Source organism: Acinetobacter sp. 251-1, from assembly GCF_030329305.1.
GTDB lineage: Bacteria > Pseudomonadota > Gammaproteobacteria > Pseudomonadales > Moraxellaceae > Acinetobacter > Acinetobacter piscicola_A.
Window position 1 is genome coordinate 12,498 of sequence record NZ_JACANS010000007.1, and the last position, 17,592, is coordinate 30,089.

Sequence of the window (17,592 nt, forward strand, 5' to 3'; positions counted from 1 at the left end):
ATATTTAAGCCAATTCTTGCGATTTAATCTGCTGTTTGCTTTTTGATTTTTCGACCATAACTTTTAGACTTAAAGCGATAAAAGAAATGAGTGTTGGGATGGCTAAAACATAGAAAATTCCACTTAAACTTAACTCAAATGTAAAAATCAATGAGCCAAAAAATGCCCCTAAAATTGCGCCAACTCGTCCAATACCATGCATCCAAGACACACCAACTGCACGACAAGTAGAAGGGTAGAACATTGCTGAAAGTGGCAGTAAAGAAGACTGTGCACCAGCAAGTAAAGCCCCAATCATAAAAATACTCATGCCAAAAAGTAAAATATTTGAGCTGATAAAACCCGTTAAAATAAACAATAAAAAGGCAATAAAATATGAATACTTAATGACATTGGTTGGGTTAGTTCTATCCATATAATAACCCATGACTGTTGCACCGATCACGCCACCAAATGGGAAAATTGCTGCAATTAAGCTAAATTGTTGTGTCGTAAAACCTGCAGTTTTAAGAATGGTCGGCATCCAACTGGTTAACAAATAGAACACCAATAAACTCATAAAGCAGCAAAGCCATAACATACTTGAGCCCCAGAGATATTTCCCTAAAACTTGTTTTACAGGGCTTTCATTGCTCAGGTTATTTTCTGTTGTCGCAAGTTTAAATTGTACATTTTCAGAAAATGCCTGACCTTGTATTTTTTCTAAAATATAACGTGCTTGCTGATGCTGATTTTTCTTCACTAAATATTGAGTAGACTCGGGTAGTTTTAGCATTAAAATTACCGCTAAAAGTACAGGAATAACGCCACCAATAATGATGACTTTTGCCCAACCTAAATTTTCTAAAAGAAAAGCTGAAAGCACACCACCACAAGAAATACCCAACATAAAACCGCAGCCTGCAAGACCTGTTAAAAAGGCTTTACGTTTGCTCGGCATATATTCAGAGACGATAGTACTAATGTTTGGCATTGCTGCGCCTAAACCAATACCTGTAATAAAGCGATAAATCGTTAAATCTTGAGTGGATGTTGCGAAACCACATAGAACAGTAAAAATAGCAAAAATTAATGTGGTCGTTACAATGACTTTTTTACGTCCAAATTTATCCGCAAGTGGACCTGAAACAATTGCACCGATGGACATCCCGACCAATGCTGCACTGAGTACAGGCGCAAGTTGTGGTTTAGTAATTCCCCAGTCGTCAAGTAAAGAGGGTGCAACAAAGCCAATGATTCCTGTGTCTAATCCATCACAGAAAAAGACTAAAAAACCAAGAAAAAAGACCAGCCATTGTAATGGTGAAAGTTTGTCACGATCTATGACACGATTAATATCGATTGTTTGCATAATTATTCCCTTAATGATTGAAAATCGATTGTGTTACTTTGCAAGAGTGTCTGTTAAATATTTTTAACCCTTTAAAATGATTGTATTTAATCCAAATTATTCATTTATTTTTAACAAGTTGTGTGATGGTTGAAAATATTTTTAGTGAACTTTCCATTGATTTTTCTAGGAAAGTGTAGGATTGATACCGATGACACAATTAAAAAATAATGGGTGTTGAAATCAGAGTTTAAGATTTAACACACAAGGCTTTCGAGAAAATAAGCAGTGAAAATGTACACGTTATTTATCTTGTGAAATGTCGCTTTTCATTGCAAACACTTGTCCGTATTGCTCAAATTGTTCAATACATTTTAGAAATATTTTCTTTTAAACCTTGTGTTATGTTTGGTTTATGCCTTAACCGTATTACTTGATAAAAACTTTTCACTGTAAATTTTAAAATTACTCAATGATTCGGTATCTAGCCAAGTTTTGACGGCTTCAATCATGGGCGGTGGACCACATAAATACATATCAAATGCTTGTTTTGCAAGTTGAGATTTATTTAAATGTTCATGAATAAATCCAGTTTTTCCAGACCATGTTTCTGTTGCTTGAGTCACGATTGGATGATAACTAAAGTTGTTTATTTTATGAGAATAGTCATGTAAACGTTGCTGTTCACACAAATCTACTTCTTTATTTACCCCATAAAAAAGTTCAATTTTAGGTGGGTTTTTTTGTTCAGCGAGATGATCTAACATACCTAAAAATGCGGAAAGACCAGTCCCACCTGCAATAAACACCAAAGGCTTTTCAACTTCACGTAAATAGAAACTGCCCAATGGTGCTTCCATGACAATACTTTGACCAACTTGACAGCGTTCACGTAAATAATTACTCATGACACCGTCAGGCAATAAGCGAATTAAAAATTGCAGTTGGTTCGTGGCATTAGGGCGATTTGCAAATGAATATGAACGCCACTCATCTGTATCAGGAATTTGTAAACGTGCGTATTGACCTGCTAAATATTGTAATTGCTCAGAATAATTACTGGCATCAACATGTAAAATAGCGGTCGTTTCTGAAACTAACTCAACATGTTTGACGATGGTGTTAATTTTTAAGGTATCGCCTGTATTACAAATACTTGAATCATGATCGAAGAAAAAAGCAGCATCCGATTGTACTCGCGTTTGGCAAGCCAACATTTTACGTTCAGCTAAATCACGTGAACTGAGTGCTTCTTCATCGACATATTCTTGCTCATAAATGCCTGTTTCACATTGCCCTTGACAGGTTCCGCAAACACCTTCGCGGCAGTCTAAAGGCAAGTTTATGCCCTGACGAATTGCTGCATCAAGCAACAATTCATCATTATTTACTGCGATAAAAAAGGTTTTACCATCTGCAAAATTTAGCGCCACAGAATGTCCCATTTTAGTCTCCTTAAACGTGATAGAAGTCTAAAACTGAATCAATTTTGTCATTCAGTAAGATCGTATGCTGTTTACGAATACGGAAACTGTTTTCTGTTTTACGTAAAGTATAGGTCGCATGACCATAGAAGCAGCCCTCTAAGCCTTGGCGGTTATAAAGCGTTTGCCAAACGACTTTTGCTTCAACTAAACCATCTGCAAGTTCTTTGGCACGAACATTACTAATAAGATGTGCTGTACGTGGTAAAGGTGTTGCTGAAGCAGCTTTTCCTGTTTCAATACGGAACACGCGATCTTCTAAGCCTGTGCGGTCTTCATAGTAAATATAAGACATCCCTTGATTTGGGTCAGTGACATAACGATGATCATCAATCCATTGTGGAATATGATAGATGCTATCCTCATCATACAGTTCTAAATATTCATTCCATTGAAAATTATCACAATATTCTGACTTTTGGTTTAAAAATTGAGTCACTGCAAACGTTAATTCCATGTTCATGATTAAACCTCCGCTGTTTCATTTTGGAATGTAATATCGTGCATTTTCAGTGCGTCTTTCTTTAAACCATTAAGGAGTAATTGTCTCCAATGCCCATGTTGGTTGACATATAAACCTTCATGGGTAATTTCACGCCCTGTGATGACAGGTTGAATACCTAAAATTTCTGCATTTTTACTAGAACCATAATTCCAGTTATGATGACCACGTGAAATGTCACTCCAACGCTCTAAACGTGCTTGGAAGCCTTTTTGTTGTTCTCTAAATTCAACCAAATCGTCTGGTGTACCTAAGCCTGATACATTAAAGAAATCTTCAAACTGGCGAATACGGTTGCGACGTGCTTGTGCAGACTCGCCCTTGACTCCGATACATTGGCTAATCACTTCAGTTTTATTCCAAGCCACAGGACGCACAATACGTAATTGTGAACTGATTTGATCCATAAAGAACAAGCTTGGATATAAATTCAAGTTACGTAAACGGTGCATTGCCCATTTCGCACGATCTTCACCAAACTTTTCAACCAATTGTGGCATGACAACGTCATAACCTGGACGTACTGTTGGGTTAGGCATATCACTAAATAATACGCTGTGACCATTTTTAAAGCTAAACCAACCATCATCAGTGTCGCCATCACCTGCGCCAAGTTTACTGTAGTCCAAGGTATCTAAATCTTGACCATTGGCTGCATTGACTTGTTGGCGATGTTGCACAGTAGAAACATAATTATAATGAACTGTACTTACATGGTAGCCATCTAAACCATTTTCATCTTGTAACTTCCAGTTCCCTGCAAATGTATAGGCTGATTTTCCTTGTAGAACTTCTAACTCACCTGTAGGAGATTGGTCAACCATTAAGTCTAAAAATACTTTCGCATCACCTAGAAAATCTTCTAGTGTATCTGTTGCTTGTGTATCTAAACTCACAAAAACGAAACCACGATAGCTTGCAATACGTCCTTGTTTTAAACCACGTGCAGATTTATCAAAGTCTTCACAATATTCGCTTGGACCCTTCACTTTGAGTAAACGACCATCCGATTTATAACACCATGCATGGAATGGGCAAGTAAATGTTGATTTATTACCTTTTGCAATACGCGTCAATGTTGCACCACGATGTTGGCAAGCATTAACAAGGGCATGTAATTGTCCATTGCCATCACGGTTAATAATCATCGGTTGACGACCAATTTGCACCGTTAAAAAGTCGTTATTATTTGCAATTTCGCTTTCATGACAAGCATAGATCCATACTTTTTCAAAGATATGTTCCATTTCCAAGTCAAATAATTCTGCTTCGGTAAACATTTCACGTGCAATACGATATACACCATTTTCAGGACGGAAATCTAAACAATTATTGATAAAGTCTTGCCACTCGGCTGTGCTACGTGTTTCCATTCTGCTTTTCTCCATATTTAAACATCTCTAAGGTGATTGAAACCCGAAAGAGAAATTTGCTCTATCCACTTTTTCCGTTTCTTTATCCTATAAGTGCATTTTGTTTTAAAATTGAAAAAATAACGTGACTGTAAAATCGCAATAAGATGCTGTGATGTGTCCTGTTATTTCAGCACACATCAGCATTATTTAATGTTGCTTCACTCATCGGTTCAGACAGGCTATCTCTACTTGTAAATAAATACTTTGAAACTGGACATAATTCCTTTTGCAATTTTATTAATTTGACTGCTTGCATTGGAAGAGGAACAACGTGTTTAATCCCACACTTCATTGTTTCTGCAGGTTTTATCCAGAGTTTTCTTTGTAAGTCAAAATCTTCCCATTTTGCCAATCTCAATTCTTGAGGTCTAGGGAATAAAAATACCAACAGCTCTAATGCGATTGAGGTCGATCTATTACTATATCCTTGAATCAATTTTAGTAATTTGGGTAACTCCTCAATTTCTACATGCTTCATATTCCCATTACTAGTTTTATCTAAATATTTATTAATTCCATCTAAAGGGTTTAAAATAACTTGACCTTTAAATTTAGCTAAGTCGTATGCACTTCTTGTGTGAGTGACAAGTTTTTTAACACGATTATAAATTTTCTCTTCTCTTTGTAGTTTCAGAAAAAATCCAACCATTCTTCTGAACTTATCTTTCTAAAATCTCTATTCTCAAACGTAGGAAAAAGCCATTTTTCTATTGACTGTTTTTCTTTTTTAAAAGTTTTAGGAGCCCAATAGGCATGTTTATGATCTAACCATGTATAAAGTAAATCCTTAAAAGTAAGTTTATGATCAATTAAATTTTTCTGTAGTTTAGCTTTTGAGCTAAGAATATCCTCATTATTATTCAACTTTACAGATACTTGAGAACACTTGAGTCTTGCTTCTGCTAATGAAATTTTTGGATATGAGCCAATACTAAGCCACTTCCATTTTCCTTGCTGATCTTTAAATTTAACTTGCCATGTAATTTTTCTAGTTGGAGAAACACGAAAATACAATCCTAATCCGCAAGGAATTCTGAACTCCTTTTCTTCTGCCTCAATATTTTGAATGTGTGTATCTTTAATTTCTCTTACTTTCTCTAATGCTTGGCGTTTCATAAAAAGCTCGTGTATCCGATTTATTTTGAAGGTTAATAGATACAGAGTTGGATACACAATAGAGCAGATTAAGTGGGTTTAAGTAAGTTTAAGTAAGTTCAAATAGGCATAAAAAAAACTCATAAACCTTTTAAATTTATGAGTTTTTAGTGTTATTTCTTAAAATATATACTTTATATATTGAAAAAAATGGTGGGCCCGCCCAGACTTGAACTGGGGACCAACGGATTATGAGTCCGCTGCTCTAACCAACTGAGCTACAGGCCCTGCATCAAGTGAACTGATTTAATATCAATTACTTGGAGTGTGCGCAATACTAACTAAGATTTTAGATTATATCAAGTGTTTTCTTCTAGTAGACGCATAGTAGACCATAGAAAATATTGTGATATATTGCTTAGCGTTATAACAGAGTGCGATTTTATATATGTCATTATAAAGAGTAAAGCTCACTAAGCCATTTATTGATCAATCGGAGCTTAATTCAGTGATAGATAGAGAGTGAATTGCTTGGTTGCGTGTTAGGGTTTTGTTTCACAAACATTCTAAAGCTAAACTTCCCCAAGTTATCCAAATTTAAGTGACAACTCGGGTGTGAGGTCGACCCAACCCCGTAAATTTATTTAATACTGCCACACGTGCATGATGCATCTCATTGACTTGGCTTTGAAAGCTCCTTGCACTCAGTTTATCGCCTGAGAAACACTGTTTCGTAAGATTTAATGCAATGCATTTTGGTTTCGACCAAACTTCGCCGATGATAGCCTGACCATTTTTTCCATAGTGTTCTGCCTAAACGTTTAACTGTTCGAAGTAATTCATTTCGCTCTAGCGAGCTGATCTTTGTATCTTTCCAAAACTTGGCATTTTTTCTTAGTGGAATTACCGCATGCGCTTGTCGCTCTGCGATGACCTGACGACATTGTTTGGTGTCATAAGCCCCATAAGTATAGACCGAGTCAATCTGTTCTTCTTGTGGAATCTGATTCAGTAAATTACCAAGCACCTCTGAAGCACTCACATTGTTGGTTGTGAGCTCAATAGCGGGTATTTGAAGGTTTTCAGCATCGATACCAATATGTAATTTACGCCATTGGCGACGATATTCAGGCTGATGTTTTGTACGTTTCTATTCGCCTTCACCTAAAAACTTTAAGCCAGTAGAATCAACGAGTAGATGGAGACCATTACTGCTTTTTTGATAGTTAATCGCAATATCAATATGCTTTTGTCTTCTACAAATAGTGCAATACGAATATCGCTGATATTTGGGGCTGTCCAATCTAATCTACAAAGATGAATGAGACTTTGAAGAAAGCCTGTGACCATACGTAAAGACAGACGGAATAGAGATTTAATCATCAGACAGCATTGGATAGTCAAATCAGAATAGGTTTGATTTCGACCATGTTTGCCTTTTGGTTAAGCATACCATTGAGTTTTGGGATTAAAACAAATAGAAATATTTCCTCGATTTATTAATGTTCTGTTATAAGAAGACCAATTGGTTGTACGATAGATTTTAGGTGTGGGCTTATTCATTTGAGAAGTATAATGTTGAATAAGCCTTAAAATATAATCATGCTGTGATTTTTAGCTGTATAGAAGTTTATGATAAAATATTTCTAAATTAATTCTAATGAAATAGAAAATATTATTTTATTTTTATGTAATGGTAGTATTCTTGAAATTAAAACATTGTAATTTTTTATTTTTAAAATATTAATATTTTTTATTGGGTATGATTTAGTTTTATATATTTAAAATTAGATGCATATTTAAAATTAGATGCGTTTTCTGAAAATTAAATAAAAGATAAAAATAGTCTCTGAACTATTTTTACATTAGGTATACATTATAAAAGTAGTGAGTACAATATAGTAAATGCTACTTTTAAATGTACAGACGCTGCATTTAAAAACAAAATCAATATAATTTTAAGAGGAATAAGAAGATGACAAATCCAAATAAACCTGAAATTGATCGTGAAATAGTTAAAGATTTACCCAAAGAACAAAGAGATGATTTAAATGCTGACCCTATTACAGGTGAACCTGGTGCTCATCCTGTAGGTACAGGTCTTGGCGCAGCTAGTGGTGCAGCAGCTGGTGCGGCAGTAGGTGCTGTTGGTGGTCCAATAGGAGCTGTTGTAGGTGGTGTAGTCGGTGCTGTTGTAGGTGGTTTGGCTGGTAAAGGTGCAGCTGAAGCAGTCAACCCAACCGAAGAAGAAGCTTATTGGCGTAGTACAGCCAATAGTACGCCTTATTATGCAGACACTTTAAATATTTATAGTGATTTAGATTACGACAAAGATTATCGTTCAGCTTATCATTTAGGCTATACAGGTCGCACTGAATATCCTACTGAAACGCGTTTTGAAGATGTAGAACATGACCTAAAATTGAAATGGGAACAGGTCAAAGGAACTTCACGTTTAACATGGGAACAAGCGAAACATGCGGTTAAAGATGCATGGAATAGAGTAAGTCAGTAGATTGAAATTAACGGAAAGGGACTATATAAGTCCCTTTATTTATATTATCAGATGAGGAAATCAAAATGTCAAAACAGAATAAAAATGAAAAAATTCAGCAATTCGAGTCAGAATCTTATGTAGATCCGCAACATCAAATACTGACAACTTCATTAGGTGTTGCGGTTAAAGATAATCAAAATAGTCTACGTGCGGATAGTCGTGGTCCAACATTATTAGAAGATTTTTTTCTTAGAGATAAACTGATTCACTTTGATCGAGAGCGTATTCCTGAACGTGTTGTACATGCACGTGGTGTAGGTGCTCATGGTTATTTTGAGGCTTATCCAGGAAATGAAAAATGGACGAAAGCTCATTTTTTAACAAATTCTGAAAGAAAAACACCTATATTTGCACGAATATCAACAGTGCAAGGCGGACGGGGTTCTGCTGATGTTGTACGTGACGTACGTGGTTTTTCCATAAAATTTTATACTCAGGAAGGTAATTACGATTTAGTAGGTAATAATATTCCTGTTTTTTTTATTCAGGATGCTATTAAATTTCCTGATTTTGTGCATGCAGTAAAACCAGAGGATCATAATGAAATTCCTACAGGTCAATCTGCTCACGATACATTTTGGGATTTTGTTTCTTTAAATACAGAAGCTGCACACATGACAACATGGGTGATGTCTGATCGCGCAATTCCTCGAAACTTACGCTCTATTCAAGGTTTTGGTGTTCATACTTTTAGATTAATTAATGCTAAGAATGAAGCTTTTTTAGTAAAATTTCATTGGACACCAAAGCAAGGTGTCGCGCAAGTCGTTTGGGATGAAGCTTTAAAGCTCAATGGTAAAGATCCTGACTTTCATCGTCGAGATTTATGGGATGCAATCGAAAGAGGGAATTATCCTGAATGGGAGCTAGGTGCTCAAATTTTTACTGAAGAACAAGCAGCAGAGTGGGATTTTGATGTCTTAGATCCTACTAAACTCGTACCTGAGGAATTAGTACCTGTCACGCCATTGGGTAAATTTATCTTAAATCGAAATCCTGATGAATTTTTTGCAGAAACAGAACAGGTCGCTTTTTCTCCAGCAAATATTGTTCCTGGTATAGATTTTAGTAATGATCCTTTATTGCAAGGTCGTCTATTTAGTTATACAGATACTCATTTGCATCGTCTAGGTACACCTAATTTTAATCAAATTCCAATTAATAAGCCCGTATGTCCATTCCATACCAATCGTCGTGGAGGATTTGCAAATCAGCATATCCATAAAGGTAAGGCCAATTACGAACCTAATTCAGTAGATAATAATTATCCACGTGAAGCAACAGAGGATCAGCAAGCATTCACCAGCTATCCTGAAAGAATCGAAGGTAGTAAATTGCGTATTCGTGCAGAAAGTTTTGCAGATCATTTTTCTCAAGCAACCTTGCACTATCGTAGCTTGAGCACGCATGAGCAACAACATATTAAAGATGCTTATGCCTTTGAGCTGTCTAAAGTGCAAGCTGAAGAAATTAGGCAGCGTGTTGTGTCTGAGCTACTAAGTCCTATTGATCAAGATTTAGCACAGTATGTAGCAAATGAACTAGGACTAAATGTGGAGAAAGCAAAGGTTAAATCGCCTAACTCAGAAATAGTAATCTCCAAAAAGCTTAGTATAGACGCTTTTCCTGCCTCTGATATTGCACAACGTAAAATCGCAGTACTCGTGCATAACGGTGCAAATGCTACGACTGTAAATGCAATTAAAAAATGGGCAGAACAAAATAATGCCATCGCTGAAGTGTTAGCCCCAAGTGCAGCTCCTGTGAAATCGAGTGATGATCAGGAAATCGCTGTAGATGGTCGTCAAAATGGTGAGCCATCTGTAACTTATGATGCTACTGTAGTTGTTGATGGTCATAATTTTGACAAGTTTAAATCTGATGGTGTTGCCAAGCACTATGTATTAGAAACTTATAAACACTTAAAACCGATTGTTCTGATAGGTGATAAATCTCAAATTATTGAGATATTAAATATTAAGCAAGATGAGAGTGTATTTATTACGGACGATTTTTTATCTATACAGAATGAATTTAAACAAGCCATTCAGCAACATAGAAATTGGGATAGAGAAGAAGCGGCAAAAGAGATACCTGCTTAAATTTAAGGTATTTTAACCCCTTTTTTGTTATTTTCAATTTGTTTAAAGTCATCATAGATTGTTTACTTATATTTGCAATCATTCACAAAGCCGTCTAGATTTTGTAGGCGGCAATCCCAAACTTTTGGTGTATGAATATTATTGTTTGATAGAGTTTTGCTATTGTGGAATTTGTAAATAATATTCTAAGTACTATTTTTTTTACATTGCAAGTTGAAGTGATTTAAATAAAAAGACCTCTTGTGCCTTGTGTAAGTCCTCATTGTGAGTTTATGTGGTTGCTTAGTACAGCGATTAAGTTAAGGCATAAACCGAATCTTTTCTGTTTATTCTGATAGTGCTTACTTAATACGCTCAATGTTTTGAATTGAATATTGATGTGTTTAATTAAAACTCGTATTTTGCCAATCATCTCAGTAAAACTTGTCGGAATACACCAACCAAAAGTATGAATTCCGAATCTGAAAAACGGTTTAATTTCTGATATTTCATGAAATTTATATGGAGGCGCTTTTTACTTCGGCAAGAGATTTAAAGAAAAAACAATATAAATTTATTGATTAATCAAAATATATCAACTCATTTATTATATATAAGCGATCAAGCTGAATATCCTTATTTGATCAGTAAGCGTATAAAAGTATGTCTAATCATATGTAAAATTTGCATATCAATACAAAACTTCAATCATTTACATGCAATGGATTATTGTAATTTTAATCAAATACTTTCAAAATCCGCATTTCCATATCAGTCTTTGGTTAGATTTAAATGAAAAAGTTAGGTGAACTTACCTTTAAACTTGCTGGTGTAAAATATCATGTCGAACCAGATGTATTAGAAAAAAAACAAGTGATTATTGGTTTTGAACATACATCGATGATGGATGCAGTGCTTTCATTGGCGCTTTTCCAAATTTATAATATTAAAATCCATACATTGATTAAGAAAGAACTGTTTAAAGGGCCATTTAAACCTGTACTTGAAGCATTAGGTGGAATTCCTGTTGACCGTAAGTCAAATAAAGATATTGTTTCACAAATGGTTGAACACTTTCAGGAAAATGAAGAATTTAATCTCGTGATTGCACCTGAAGCGACACGTGCTAAAAATGGTGAACAGCGTAAACCGATTCGTACAGGGTTTTGGCATATTGCGAAAGCTGCCAATGTTCCAATTGTCTTGATGTACATCAATAATAAAAATAAGCAGGGTGGAATCTTTGGGAAAATTTACCCAACAGATTTAGATCATGATATGGTTTTGCTTAAAGAACTTTATAAAAAGCATGCAGATTTAGATATTGTAATTCCTGAACCTAAAAAAAATTAGGTATTTGTCTATTTTCTAAAAAAAAGGCACTTTCTCAAAAAAAAGCGCTTATGGTAGAATTACTGTCAATTTGAAAGGCATAAGGCCGATCTACAAGGAGCATATTTCGCATGGCGGGTCATTCCAAGTGGGCTAATACCAAGCATCGTAAAGCAAAACAAGATGCGAGCCGCGCTAAAGTATTCACAAAATTTATTCGTGAAATCGTAACAGCTGCCCGTTTAGGTGGTGGTGATGCGGCATCCAACCCACGTTTACGTGCTGTTGTGGAAAAAGCATTGGTTGCTAACATGACACGTGACACTATTAACCGTGCTATTCAGCGTGGTGTTGGTGGTGAAGACAATGATGACTTAAAAGAAGTAACTTACGAAGGTTATGGTGTTGGTGGTGTGGCAGTTATTATTGAAACCATGACTGATAACTTAAACCGTACTGTGCCTGATGTTCGTCACTGTTTTTCTAAAACAGGCGGTAACTTAGGTACAGCAGGTTCAGTAGCATATATGTTTACCAAACGTGGTGAGATTACTTTTGAAGATGTTTCTTTAGAAGATAAAATCATGGAAGTGGCTTTGGAAGCAGGTGCAGAAGATATCGAAGTGGATGAGGATGAAATTCTCGTCATTACCACGCCTGAAACGTTTGGTGATGTACAAGATGCGCTTGCAGCAGCAGGTTTAAAATCGGATAATGCTGAAGTTGTCATGAATCCATCGACTAAAGCTGAAATCACAGATGTTGATCAAGCAAAACAAATCTTAAAAATGATCGATATGTTTGAAGATTTGGATGATGTACAAAACGTGTATACCAACGTTGAATTCTCTGAGGCTGTATTAGCAGAACTAGACGCTTAAGACGGAATCTATGCAAATAGGATTTTGATTGAGTTTAAAACCGTATTTTAAAAACGCCGAATGTGGTGACATTGGGCGTTTTTTATTGATAAAAATTTAAATGTATGACGATATTGATATCAAAATATAATTTCAGATTTGATATGCTGTTTATAAAACTAAAAATAGCCTAAGTATTATTTTAAGGGGCAAAAAGAATTTCATAAACATCACCTATAAAATAGGTATTATCATAAGTATTGCATTTTATGGTGATTTTTTGATTTTGTATAAAGTTTATAGAAAGATAGTTATCATCATGCAGAATTTCCTGAAATTCCCATGCCGCATCAAAAAGATAATATTTTCCTGATAAGACAGTAGTTTGAAAGCTATTGGTGTAATCTTCTGTCGTATTTTCAATATGATTTAGAATGTCGGTTAAGGACTGGAAATCATTAGGATAAGCAGTAATTTGTAAAAATGTATGAGGGGTTAGTTGATAAAAGTCAGCCGAAGATAAAAAATATTTAAATTGAATCCAGAAATACAAGTTTCAATTAGTTTATCATTTTCTGTAATATTCTCAATCAGTTGGCATAGATCTTCATATTCTGTGCTGTTGTCATTAGTTGCGCCTAACCATTGTTTAGCCAAACTTTCGTGGATGAATAGGAAAGGTGCGCCTAAACTAAAAGCTTTTGGAAAATGACTCATTGTTTTCTCAATTTGTTTTGACTAAATATACATCATATCAATGTTATTTCACGCCGAATAGATTGAAAATAAGACCACAAAGACCCATATAAAAATACAAAGCAATACACAGACAAATTGTGAAATTTGACCTATCATCAACTTACTTCACAAAGTATAAGTCTGAATCAGACAATAGGATTAGGACATCGTATGAATATCGCCGCAAACCCTGTGATCGAAGCAGATCAAACTGTTTATTTAAAAGACTATCAAAAACCTGCATTTGAAGTGCTGTCGATCAATTTAGATCTGTCTGTTTACGATGATCATACGATTGTTCGTTCAAAAATGTTGATGAAACGTCAAGTTGTGGGTGACTTAGTTCTTTTGGGACGTGATTTAGAACTCAAACAAATTAAATTGAATAGTCAGTTGCTTTCAAATACAGATTATTCCTTAGATGCTGAACAATTGGTGATTGCAAATGCACCTGATGCGGTGACACTTGAAATTGAAGTCGTGATTCATCCTGAAAGTAATACACAACTTGAAGGCTTATACCAAGCGGCGGGTAATTTGTACGTGACACAAAATGAACCAGAAGGTTTCCGTAAAATTACCTTTTATCCTGACCGCCCTGACGTACTTTCAGTCTTTACCACACGTGTTGAAGCAGACAAAAAATTTCCTGTACTCTTAGCCAATGGTAATTTGATTGAGGCAGGTGAAGCAGGTGAGGGTCGTCATTATACCGTTTGGCAAGACCCAACCAAAAAACCAAGTTATTTATTTGCATGTGTGATTGGTGATTTGGCGGTACTCAAAGATCGCTATACCACTTCTGAAGGGCGTGATGTTGCTTTAGAAATTTATGCTGAAGAAAAAGATATTCCAAAATGTCATATTGCGATGGAAGCATTAAAACATTCGATGCGTTGGGATGAAGAGCATTATGGTCGCCCTTATGATCTTGATAATTATATGATTGTGGCAACAAGTGCATTCAATATGGGGGCAATGGAAAATAAAGGCTTAAATATTTTCAATACCTCTTGTGTACTTGCCGATGAAGAATATACCACTGATGCTGCAATCATGCGGGTGCAATCGGTCATTGCCCATGAATATTTCCACAACTGGACAGGTAACCGCATTACTTGTCGTGATTGGTTCCAATTGTGTTTAAAAGAAGGCTTAACGGTGTTCCGTGATCAGTCATTCTCAGAAGATTTACAATCGGCTGCAGTACAACGTATTGATGATGTTGCTGTTTTAAAATCGCATCAATTCCCTGAAGATTCAGGTCCATTGTCACATCCACCACGTCCTGATCATTTTGTGGAAATTAATAATTTCTATACTGCCACTGTTTATGAAAAAGGTGCGGAAATTAACCGCATGATGGCGACATTGCTTGGTAAAGAAAAATTCCGCCAAGGGACTGATGAATATTTCAAACGTCATGATGGTCAAGCGGTTACGGTTGAGGATTGGGTTGCAGCATTAAGCGCAGGTTCAGGCGTAGATTTATCAGCATTTCTCATTTGGTATAACCAACCGGGTACACCAAAATTGCAAGCCCAAGGTGAGTATGATGCTGCCAATCAGACTTATCGTTTAAGCCTAAAACAAAGCTTAAAACCACATGCAAAATATCCAAACCTGAAAGCTGTTCCCATTCCTGTAGCACTGGCTTTATTTGACGCTGAAACGGGTGAGCAACTGGTATTGAATGCTGAAGCTTTGTTTGAAAATGGCGTGAAAGATGGTGTCTATTTATTTGATCAAAATGAAGCAAGCATTGAATTTACAGGCTTAAAAGCTGCACCTGTGGTGTCGTTATTGCGTAGTTTCTCTGCGCCTGTGAACCTTGAATTTAACTATTCAGATGAACAACTTGCATTTTTGCTGCAGTATGAAACCAACGGCTTTAACCAATGGCAGGCTGCTCAGACTTTGCTTGAACGCATTTTATTGAATGGTCATGATGCTCAAACTTATCTGGATGCAATTCAGAAAACTTTACCTTTTGTGATTGCCAAAGATCCGCTATTGGCTTCGCGTTTATTTGATGTACCGACTGAGGGTTATTTAGGTAGCCGTATTGATCAAGATTATAATCCTGTAGTGGTCAATGAAGCGCGTGAAGCTTTGCTGAATACTTTGGCACGTGAACTGGGCGGTTTTGTTAAAGAAACTTATCTAAGCCTTGACCCAATTGCACAAAAAGAGTTTTCTCAGGCAATGGGTGTTCGGGCGCTGAAAAATATCATGCTGAGTCTGCTTGCACGTCAGGGCGATAGCGAAGTCTTTGATTTGGCATACGAACAGTACCAAAATACAGGCAATATGTCTGAGCGTTTAGGTGCTTTAAAAGTCTTGGTCTGGAATGATGCACCTCAGGCACAGGAAGTTTTACAAGACTTCTATACTCGCTTTAAAGATGAAGCTTTGTCATTGGATCAATGGTTTATGATTCAGGCAGCACATCCAAAAGCAACCGCAGAAAACATTGCTTATTTAACCTCTCATGCCGATTATGATTTAGCTGTGCCGAACCGAATCCGTTCAGTATCAGGTGGTTTAAATGCCAATCCTGTCAATACATGGAGTTTTGGGGTTCAACATTTCATTGATTTAGCAAGATATTTGGATGAGAAAAATCCAATTGTGGGTTCTCGTTTACTGCAAGTCTTGTCTCGTTGGTACACTTTGGCTGAGCCACAGCGCAGTCAAGTGAAAGCTGAACTTGAAGCATTGAAATCTCAAGTAAAATCTAAAAATGTCAGTGAAACACTGAGTAGTATGTTAAGCATTTAATTTTAATTAAGTGTTTGATGTTTTAATGTGCTATTTACTCTGTTTTATAGGGTAAATAGCATCTTTAGAACTTATAGAAAATCCTTATTTAAGTTGTCACTTTTCAGGCTATTTTGCTGTTACTGTTGCAAATAGTCACTCAATTCCAATATCCACATTATTCTAAATAATTTCATGTCTTCATTTAGAATGCGCTGTTATTTTCGCAGTAGTGTTCCTCCTAAAGCTTAAATACAGGCATTAGAATTTTTATAAAGTATGAAAAATACTGTTCTTTGATTGAATGATAAAAAAAATATTTGTGTTATAAATTAGGTATTAAACTTAATGATAATAAATTTAAATTATGGAACAACTTAACCCTTCAGACCTAAAAGCCATTCTACATTCTAAACGTGCGAATTTATATTATCTTGAGCATTGCCGCGTGATGCAAAAAGATGGTCGCGTTTTATATCTGACCGAAGGCAAAAATGAAAATCAATATTGGAATATCCCGATCGCCAATACCACGGTCATTATGCTCGGCACAGGGACATCTATTACTCAAGCGGCGATGCGTATGCTCGCCAGTGCAGGCGTATTGGTTGGCTTTACAGGTGGCGGTGGAACCCCCTTATTTATGGGCTGTGAAATTGAATGGATGACGCCACAAAGTGAATATCGCCCGACTGAATATATGCAGGGGTGGATGAAATTTTGGTTTGATGATGCCAAACGTTTAGAAGTGGCAAAACAATTTCAGCTTGCACGGATTGAATTTATAAGAAAAATTTGGTCTAAAGACCGAGATTTAAAAGAATATGGTTTTTACATCGATGATGTGGATATTCAAAATGCCTTAGATGGTTTTGAAAATAAAATTCCACATATTAACAAAGTGGGGGATTTACTCCTTGCTGAAGCTGCGACCACCAAACAACTGTATAAAATTGCAGCCAAACGTACAGGGCTAAAAGATTTTAACCGTAATCCTGAGCAAGGTGATTTAGCCAATGATTTTCTAAATCACGGCAATTATTTGGCTTATGGCTTAGCAGCAACCACACTTTGGGTTTTGGGAATCCCGCACGGTTTTGCAGTGATGCATGGTAAAACCCGACGCGGGGCTTTGGTGTTTGATGTGGCGGATTTAATTAAGGATGCTGTGGTTTTACCGTACGCTTTTATTTGTGCCAAAGAGAAAATGACCGAGCAAGAGTTTAGACAGCAGATTTTGCAGAAATTTACTGAGCATAAGTGTTTGGACTTTATGTTTGATAATGTGAAAGAGCAATCTAAATGTATTTAGTTTATTTTATTTCATAGGGTATTTACTTTTTTTGCTGGCTAAATTATCCTCAAAACTCAATCGTTGATAGAGGTAATTATGTATAGAAAAAATGTTATTTATTTTATGTTAATTATGGCGATTTAT

At 36.0% G+C, this 17,592-nt stretch carries 13 protein-coding genes, 1 tRNA gene and 1 pseudogene; 6 read left to right on the top strand and 9 right to left on the bottom strand.

What is annotated here, in order from left to right; genetic code table 11:
• Nucleotides 1–4: 4 nt before the first annotated feature.
• The 8 genes and pseudogenes from HX129_RS06815 to HX129_RS06850 form a co-directional block, all read right to left on the bottom strand.
• A complete protein-coding gene (locus HX129_RS06815) occupies nucleotides 5–1,351 on the bottom strand; it encodes an MFS transporter (protein ID WP_130073685.1) in 1,347 nt (448 codons plus the stop codon).
• Between the two features lie 392 nt (nucleotides 1,352–1,743).
• Complete coding sequence (antC, locus tag HX129_RS06820) at nucleotides 1,744–2,775, bottom strand: anthranilate 1,2-dioxygenase electron transfer component AntC (protein ID WP_286434805.1); 1,032 nt, start codon at nucleotides 2,773–2,775, stop codon at nucleotides 1,744–1,746.
• A gap of 10 nt (nucleotides 2,776–2,785) precedes the next feature.
• Nucleotides 2,786–3,277: an anthranilate 1,2-dioxygenase small subunit gene (gene antB / locus HX129_RS06825; RefSeq protein WP_130073683.1), complete on the bottom strand. Its 492-nt coding sequence runs from the start codon at nucleotides 3,275–3,277 to the stop codon at nucleotides 2,786–2,788.
• A gap of 2 nt (nucleotides 3,278–3,279) precedes the next feature.
• The gene (antA, locus tag HX129_RS06830; protein ID WP_130073682.1) at nucleotides 3,280–4,689 is read right to left on the bottom strand and encodes an anthranilate 1,2-dioxygenase large subunit; all 1,410 of its coding nucleotides are present in this window, start codon (nucleotides 4,687–4,689) and stop codon (nucleotides 3,280–3,282) included.
• A 169-nt stretch (nucleotides 4,690–4,858) separates the two neighbouring features.
• On the bottom strand, nucleotides 4,859–5,380 hold the full coding sequence (locus HX129_RS06835) for a tyrosine-type recombinase/integrase (RefSeq protein WP_130073681.1): 522 nt from the start codon (nucleotides 5,378–5,380) through the stop codon (nucleotides 4,859–4,861).
• Nucleotides 5,362–5,847, bottom strand: coding sequence for an Arm DNA-binding domain-containing protein (locus tag HX129_RS06840; RefSeq protein WP_286434804.1), 486 nt, complete (start codon nucleotides 5,845–5,847; stop codon nucleotides 5,362–5,364). Before HX129_RS06840 ends, HX129_RS06835 begins: the two co-directional genes overlap by 19 nt.
• Before the next feature lie 190 nt (nucleotides 5,848–6,037).
• Nucleotides 6,038–6,114: transfer RNA gene (locus HX129_RS06845), tRNA-Ile, on the bottom strand.
• A gap of 309 nt (nucleotides 6,115–6,423) precedes the next feature.
• Nucleotides 6,424–7,389 (bottom strand): annotated as a pseudogene (locus HX129_RS06850) (IS5 family transposase).
• Nucleotides 7,390–7,801: 412 nt separating this feature from the next.
• On the opposite strand from HX129_RS06850, the gene HX129_RS06855 reads away from it, so the two are divergent.
• The 4 genes from HX129_RS06855 to HX129_RS06870 all read left to right on the top strand — a co-directional run bounded on the left by HX129_RS06855 (nucleotide 7,802) and on the right by HX129_RS06870 (nucleotide 12,677).
• Entirely contained in the window at nucleotides 7,802–8,341 is a 540-nt protein-coding gene (locus tag HX129_RS06855; protein WP_286434803.1) for a hypothetical protein, read from the top strand.
• A gap of 65 nt (nucleotides 8,342–8,406) precedes the next feature.
• Nucleotides 8,407–10,485: a catalase gene (locus HX129_RS06860; RefSeq protein WP_286434802.1), complete on the top strand. Its 2,079-nt coding sequence runs from the start codon at nucleotides 8,407–8,409 to the stop codon at nucleotides 10,483–10,485.
• A 771-nt stretch (nucleotides 10,486–11,256) separates the two neighbouring features.
• Nucleotides 11,257–11,817 (top strand): 1-acyl-sn-glycerol-3-phosphate acyltransferase, encoded by a 561-nt coding sequence (locus tag HX129_RS06865; RefSeq protein WP_286434801.1) that lies wholly within the window; start codon nucleotides 11,257–11,259, stop codon nucleotides 11,815–11,817.
• Between the two features lie 110 nt (nucleotides 11,818–11,927).
• On the top strand, nucleotides 11,928–12,677 hold the full coding sequence (locus tag HX129_RS06870) for a YebC/PmpR family DNA-binding transcriptional regulator (RefSeq protein ID WP_130073677.1): 750 nt from the start codon (nucleotides 11,928–11,930) through the stop codon (nucleotides 12,675–12,677).
• A 474-nt stretch (nucleotides 12,678–13,151) separates the two neighbouring features.
• Here the strand turns inward: HX129_RS06870 and HX129_RS06875 are convergent, their stop codons facing one another.
• On the bottom strand, nucleotides 13,152–13,373 hold the full coding sequence (locus tag HX129_RS06875) for a hypothetical protein (RefSeq protein WP_286434800.1): 222 nt from the start codon (nucleotides 13,371–13,373) through the stop codon (nucleotides 13,152–13,154).
• 192 nt (nucleotides 13,374–13,565) lie between these two features.
• On the opposite strand from HX129_RS06875, the gene pepN reads away from it, so the two are divergent.
• Together pepN and cas1f are read left to right on the top strand one after the other, a co-directional pair.
• Nucleotides 13,566–16,175: an aminopeptidase N gene (gene pepN / locus HX129_RS06880; RefSeq protein ID WP_286434799.1), complete on the top strand. Its 2,610-nt coding sequence runs from the start codon at nucleotides 13,566–13,568 to the stop codon at nucleotides 16,173–16,175.
• Between the two features lie 346 nt (nucleotides 16,176–16,521).
• Complete coding sequence (gene cas1f / locus HX129_RS06885; protein ID WP_286434798.1) at nucleotides 16,522–17,466, top strand: type I-F CRISPR-associated endonuclease Cas1f; 945 nt, start codon at nucleotides 16,522–16,524, stop codon at nucleotides 17,464–17,466.
• The last annotated feature ends 126 nt before the right edge of the window (nucleotides 17,467–17,592 follow it).

What these genes read in the sequence shown, in the direction of transcription:
- antA (WP_130073682.1), bottom strand. Translation starts at nt 4,689, where the DNA reads ATGGAAACACGTAGCACAGCCGAGTGGCAAGACTTTATCAATAATTGT.
- cas1f (WP_286434798.1), top strand. Translation starts at nt 16,522, where the DNA reads ATGGAACAACTTAACCCTTCAGACCTAAAAGCCATTCTACATTCTAAA.
- HX129_RS06840 (WP_286434804.1), bottom strand. Translation starts at nt 5,847, where the DNA reads ATGAAACGCCAAGCATTAGAGAAAGTAAGAGAAATTAAAGATACACAC.
- HX129_RS06870 (WP_130073677.1), top strand. Translation starts at nt 11,928, where the DNA reads ATGGCGGGTCATTCCAAGTGGGCTAATACCAAGCATCGTAAAGCAAAA.
- HX129_RS06860 (WP_286434802.1), top strand. Translation starts at nt 8,407, where the DNA reads ATGTCAAAACAGAATAAAAATGAAAAAATTCAGCAATTCGAGTCAGAA.
- HX129_RS06815 (WP_130073685.1), bottom strand. Translation starts at nt 1,351, where the DNA reads ATGCAAACAATCGATATTAATCGTGTCATAGATCGTGACAAACTTTCA.
- antB (WP_130073683.1), bottom strand. Translation starts at nt 3,277, where the DNA reads ATGAACATGGAATTAACGTTTGCAGTGACTCAATTTTTAAACCAAAAG.
- HX129_RS06865 (WP_286434801.1), top strand. Translation starts at nt 11,257, where the DNA reads ATGAAAAAGTTAGGTGAACTTACCTTTAAACTTGCTGGTGTAAAATAT.
- antC (WP_286434805.1), bottom strand. Translation starts at nt 2,775, where the DNA reads ATGGGACATTCTGTGGCGCTAAATTTTGCAGATGGTAAAACCTTTTTT.
- HX129_RS06875 (WP_286434800.1), bottom strand. Translation starts at nt 13,373, where the DNA reads ATGAGTCATTTTCCAAAAGCTTTTAGTTTAGGCGCACCTTTCCTATTC.
- pepN (WP_286434799.1), top strand. Translation starts at nt 13,566, where the DNA reads ATGAATATCGCCGCAAACCCTGTGATCGAAGCAGATCAAACTGTTTAT.
- HX129_RS06835 (WP_130073681.1), bottom strand. Translation starts at nt 5,380, where the DNA reads ATGGTTGGATTTTTTCTGAAACTACAAAGAGAAGAGAAAATTTATAAT.
- HX129_RS06855 (WP_286434803.1), top strand. Translation starts at nt 7,802, where the DNA reads ATGACAAATCCAAATAAACCTGAAATTGATCGTGAAATAGTTAAAGAT.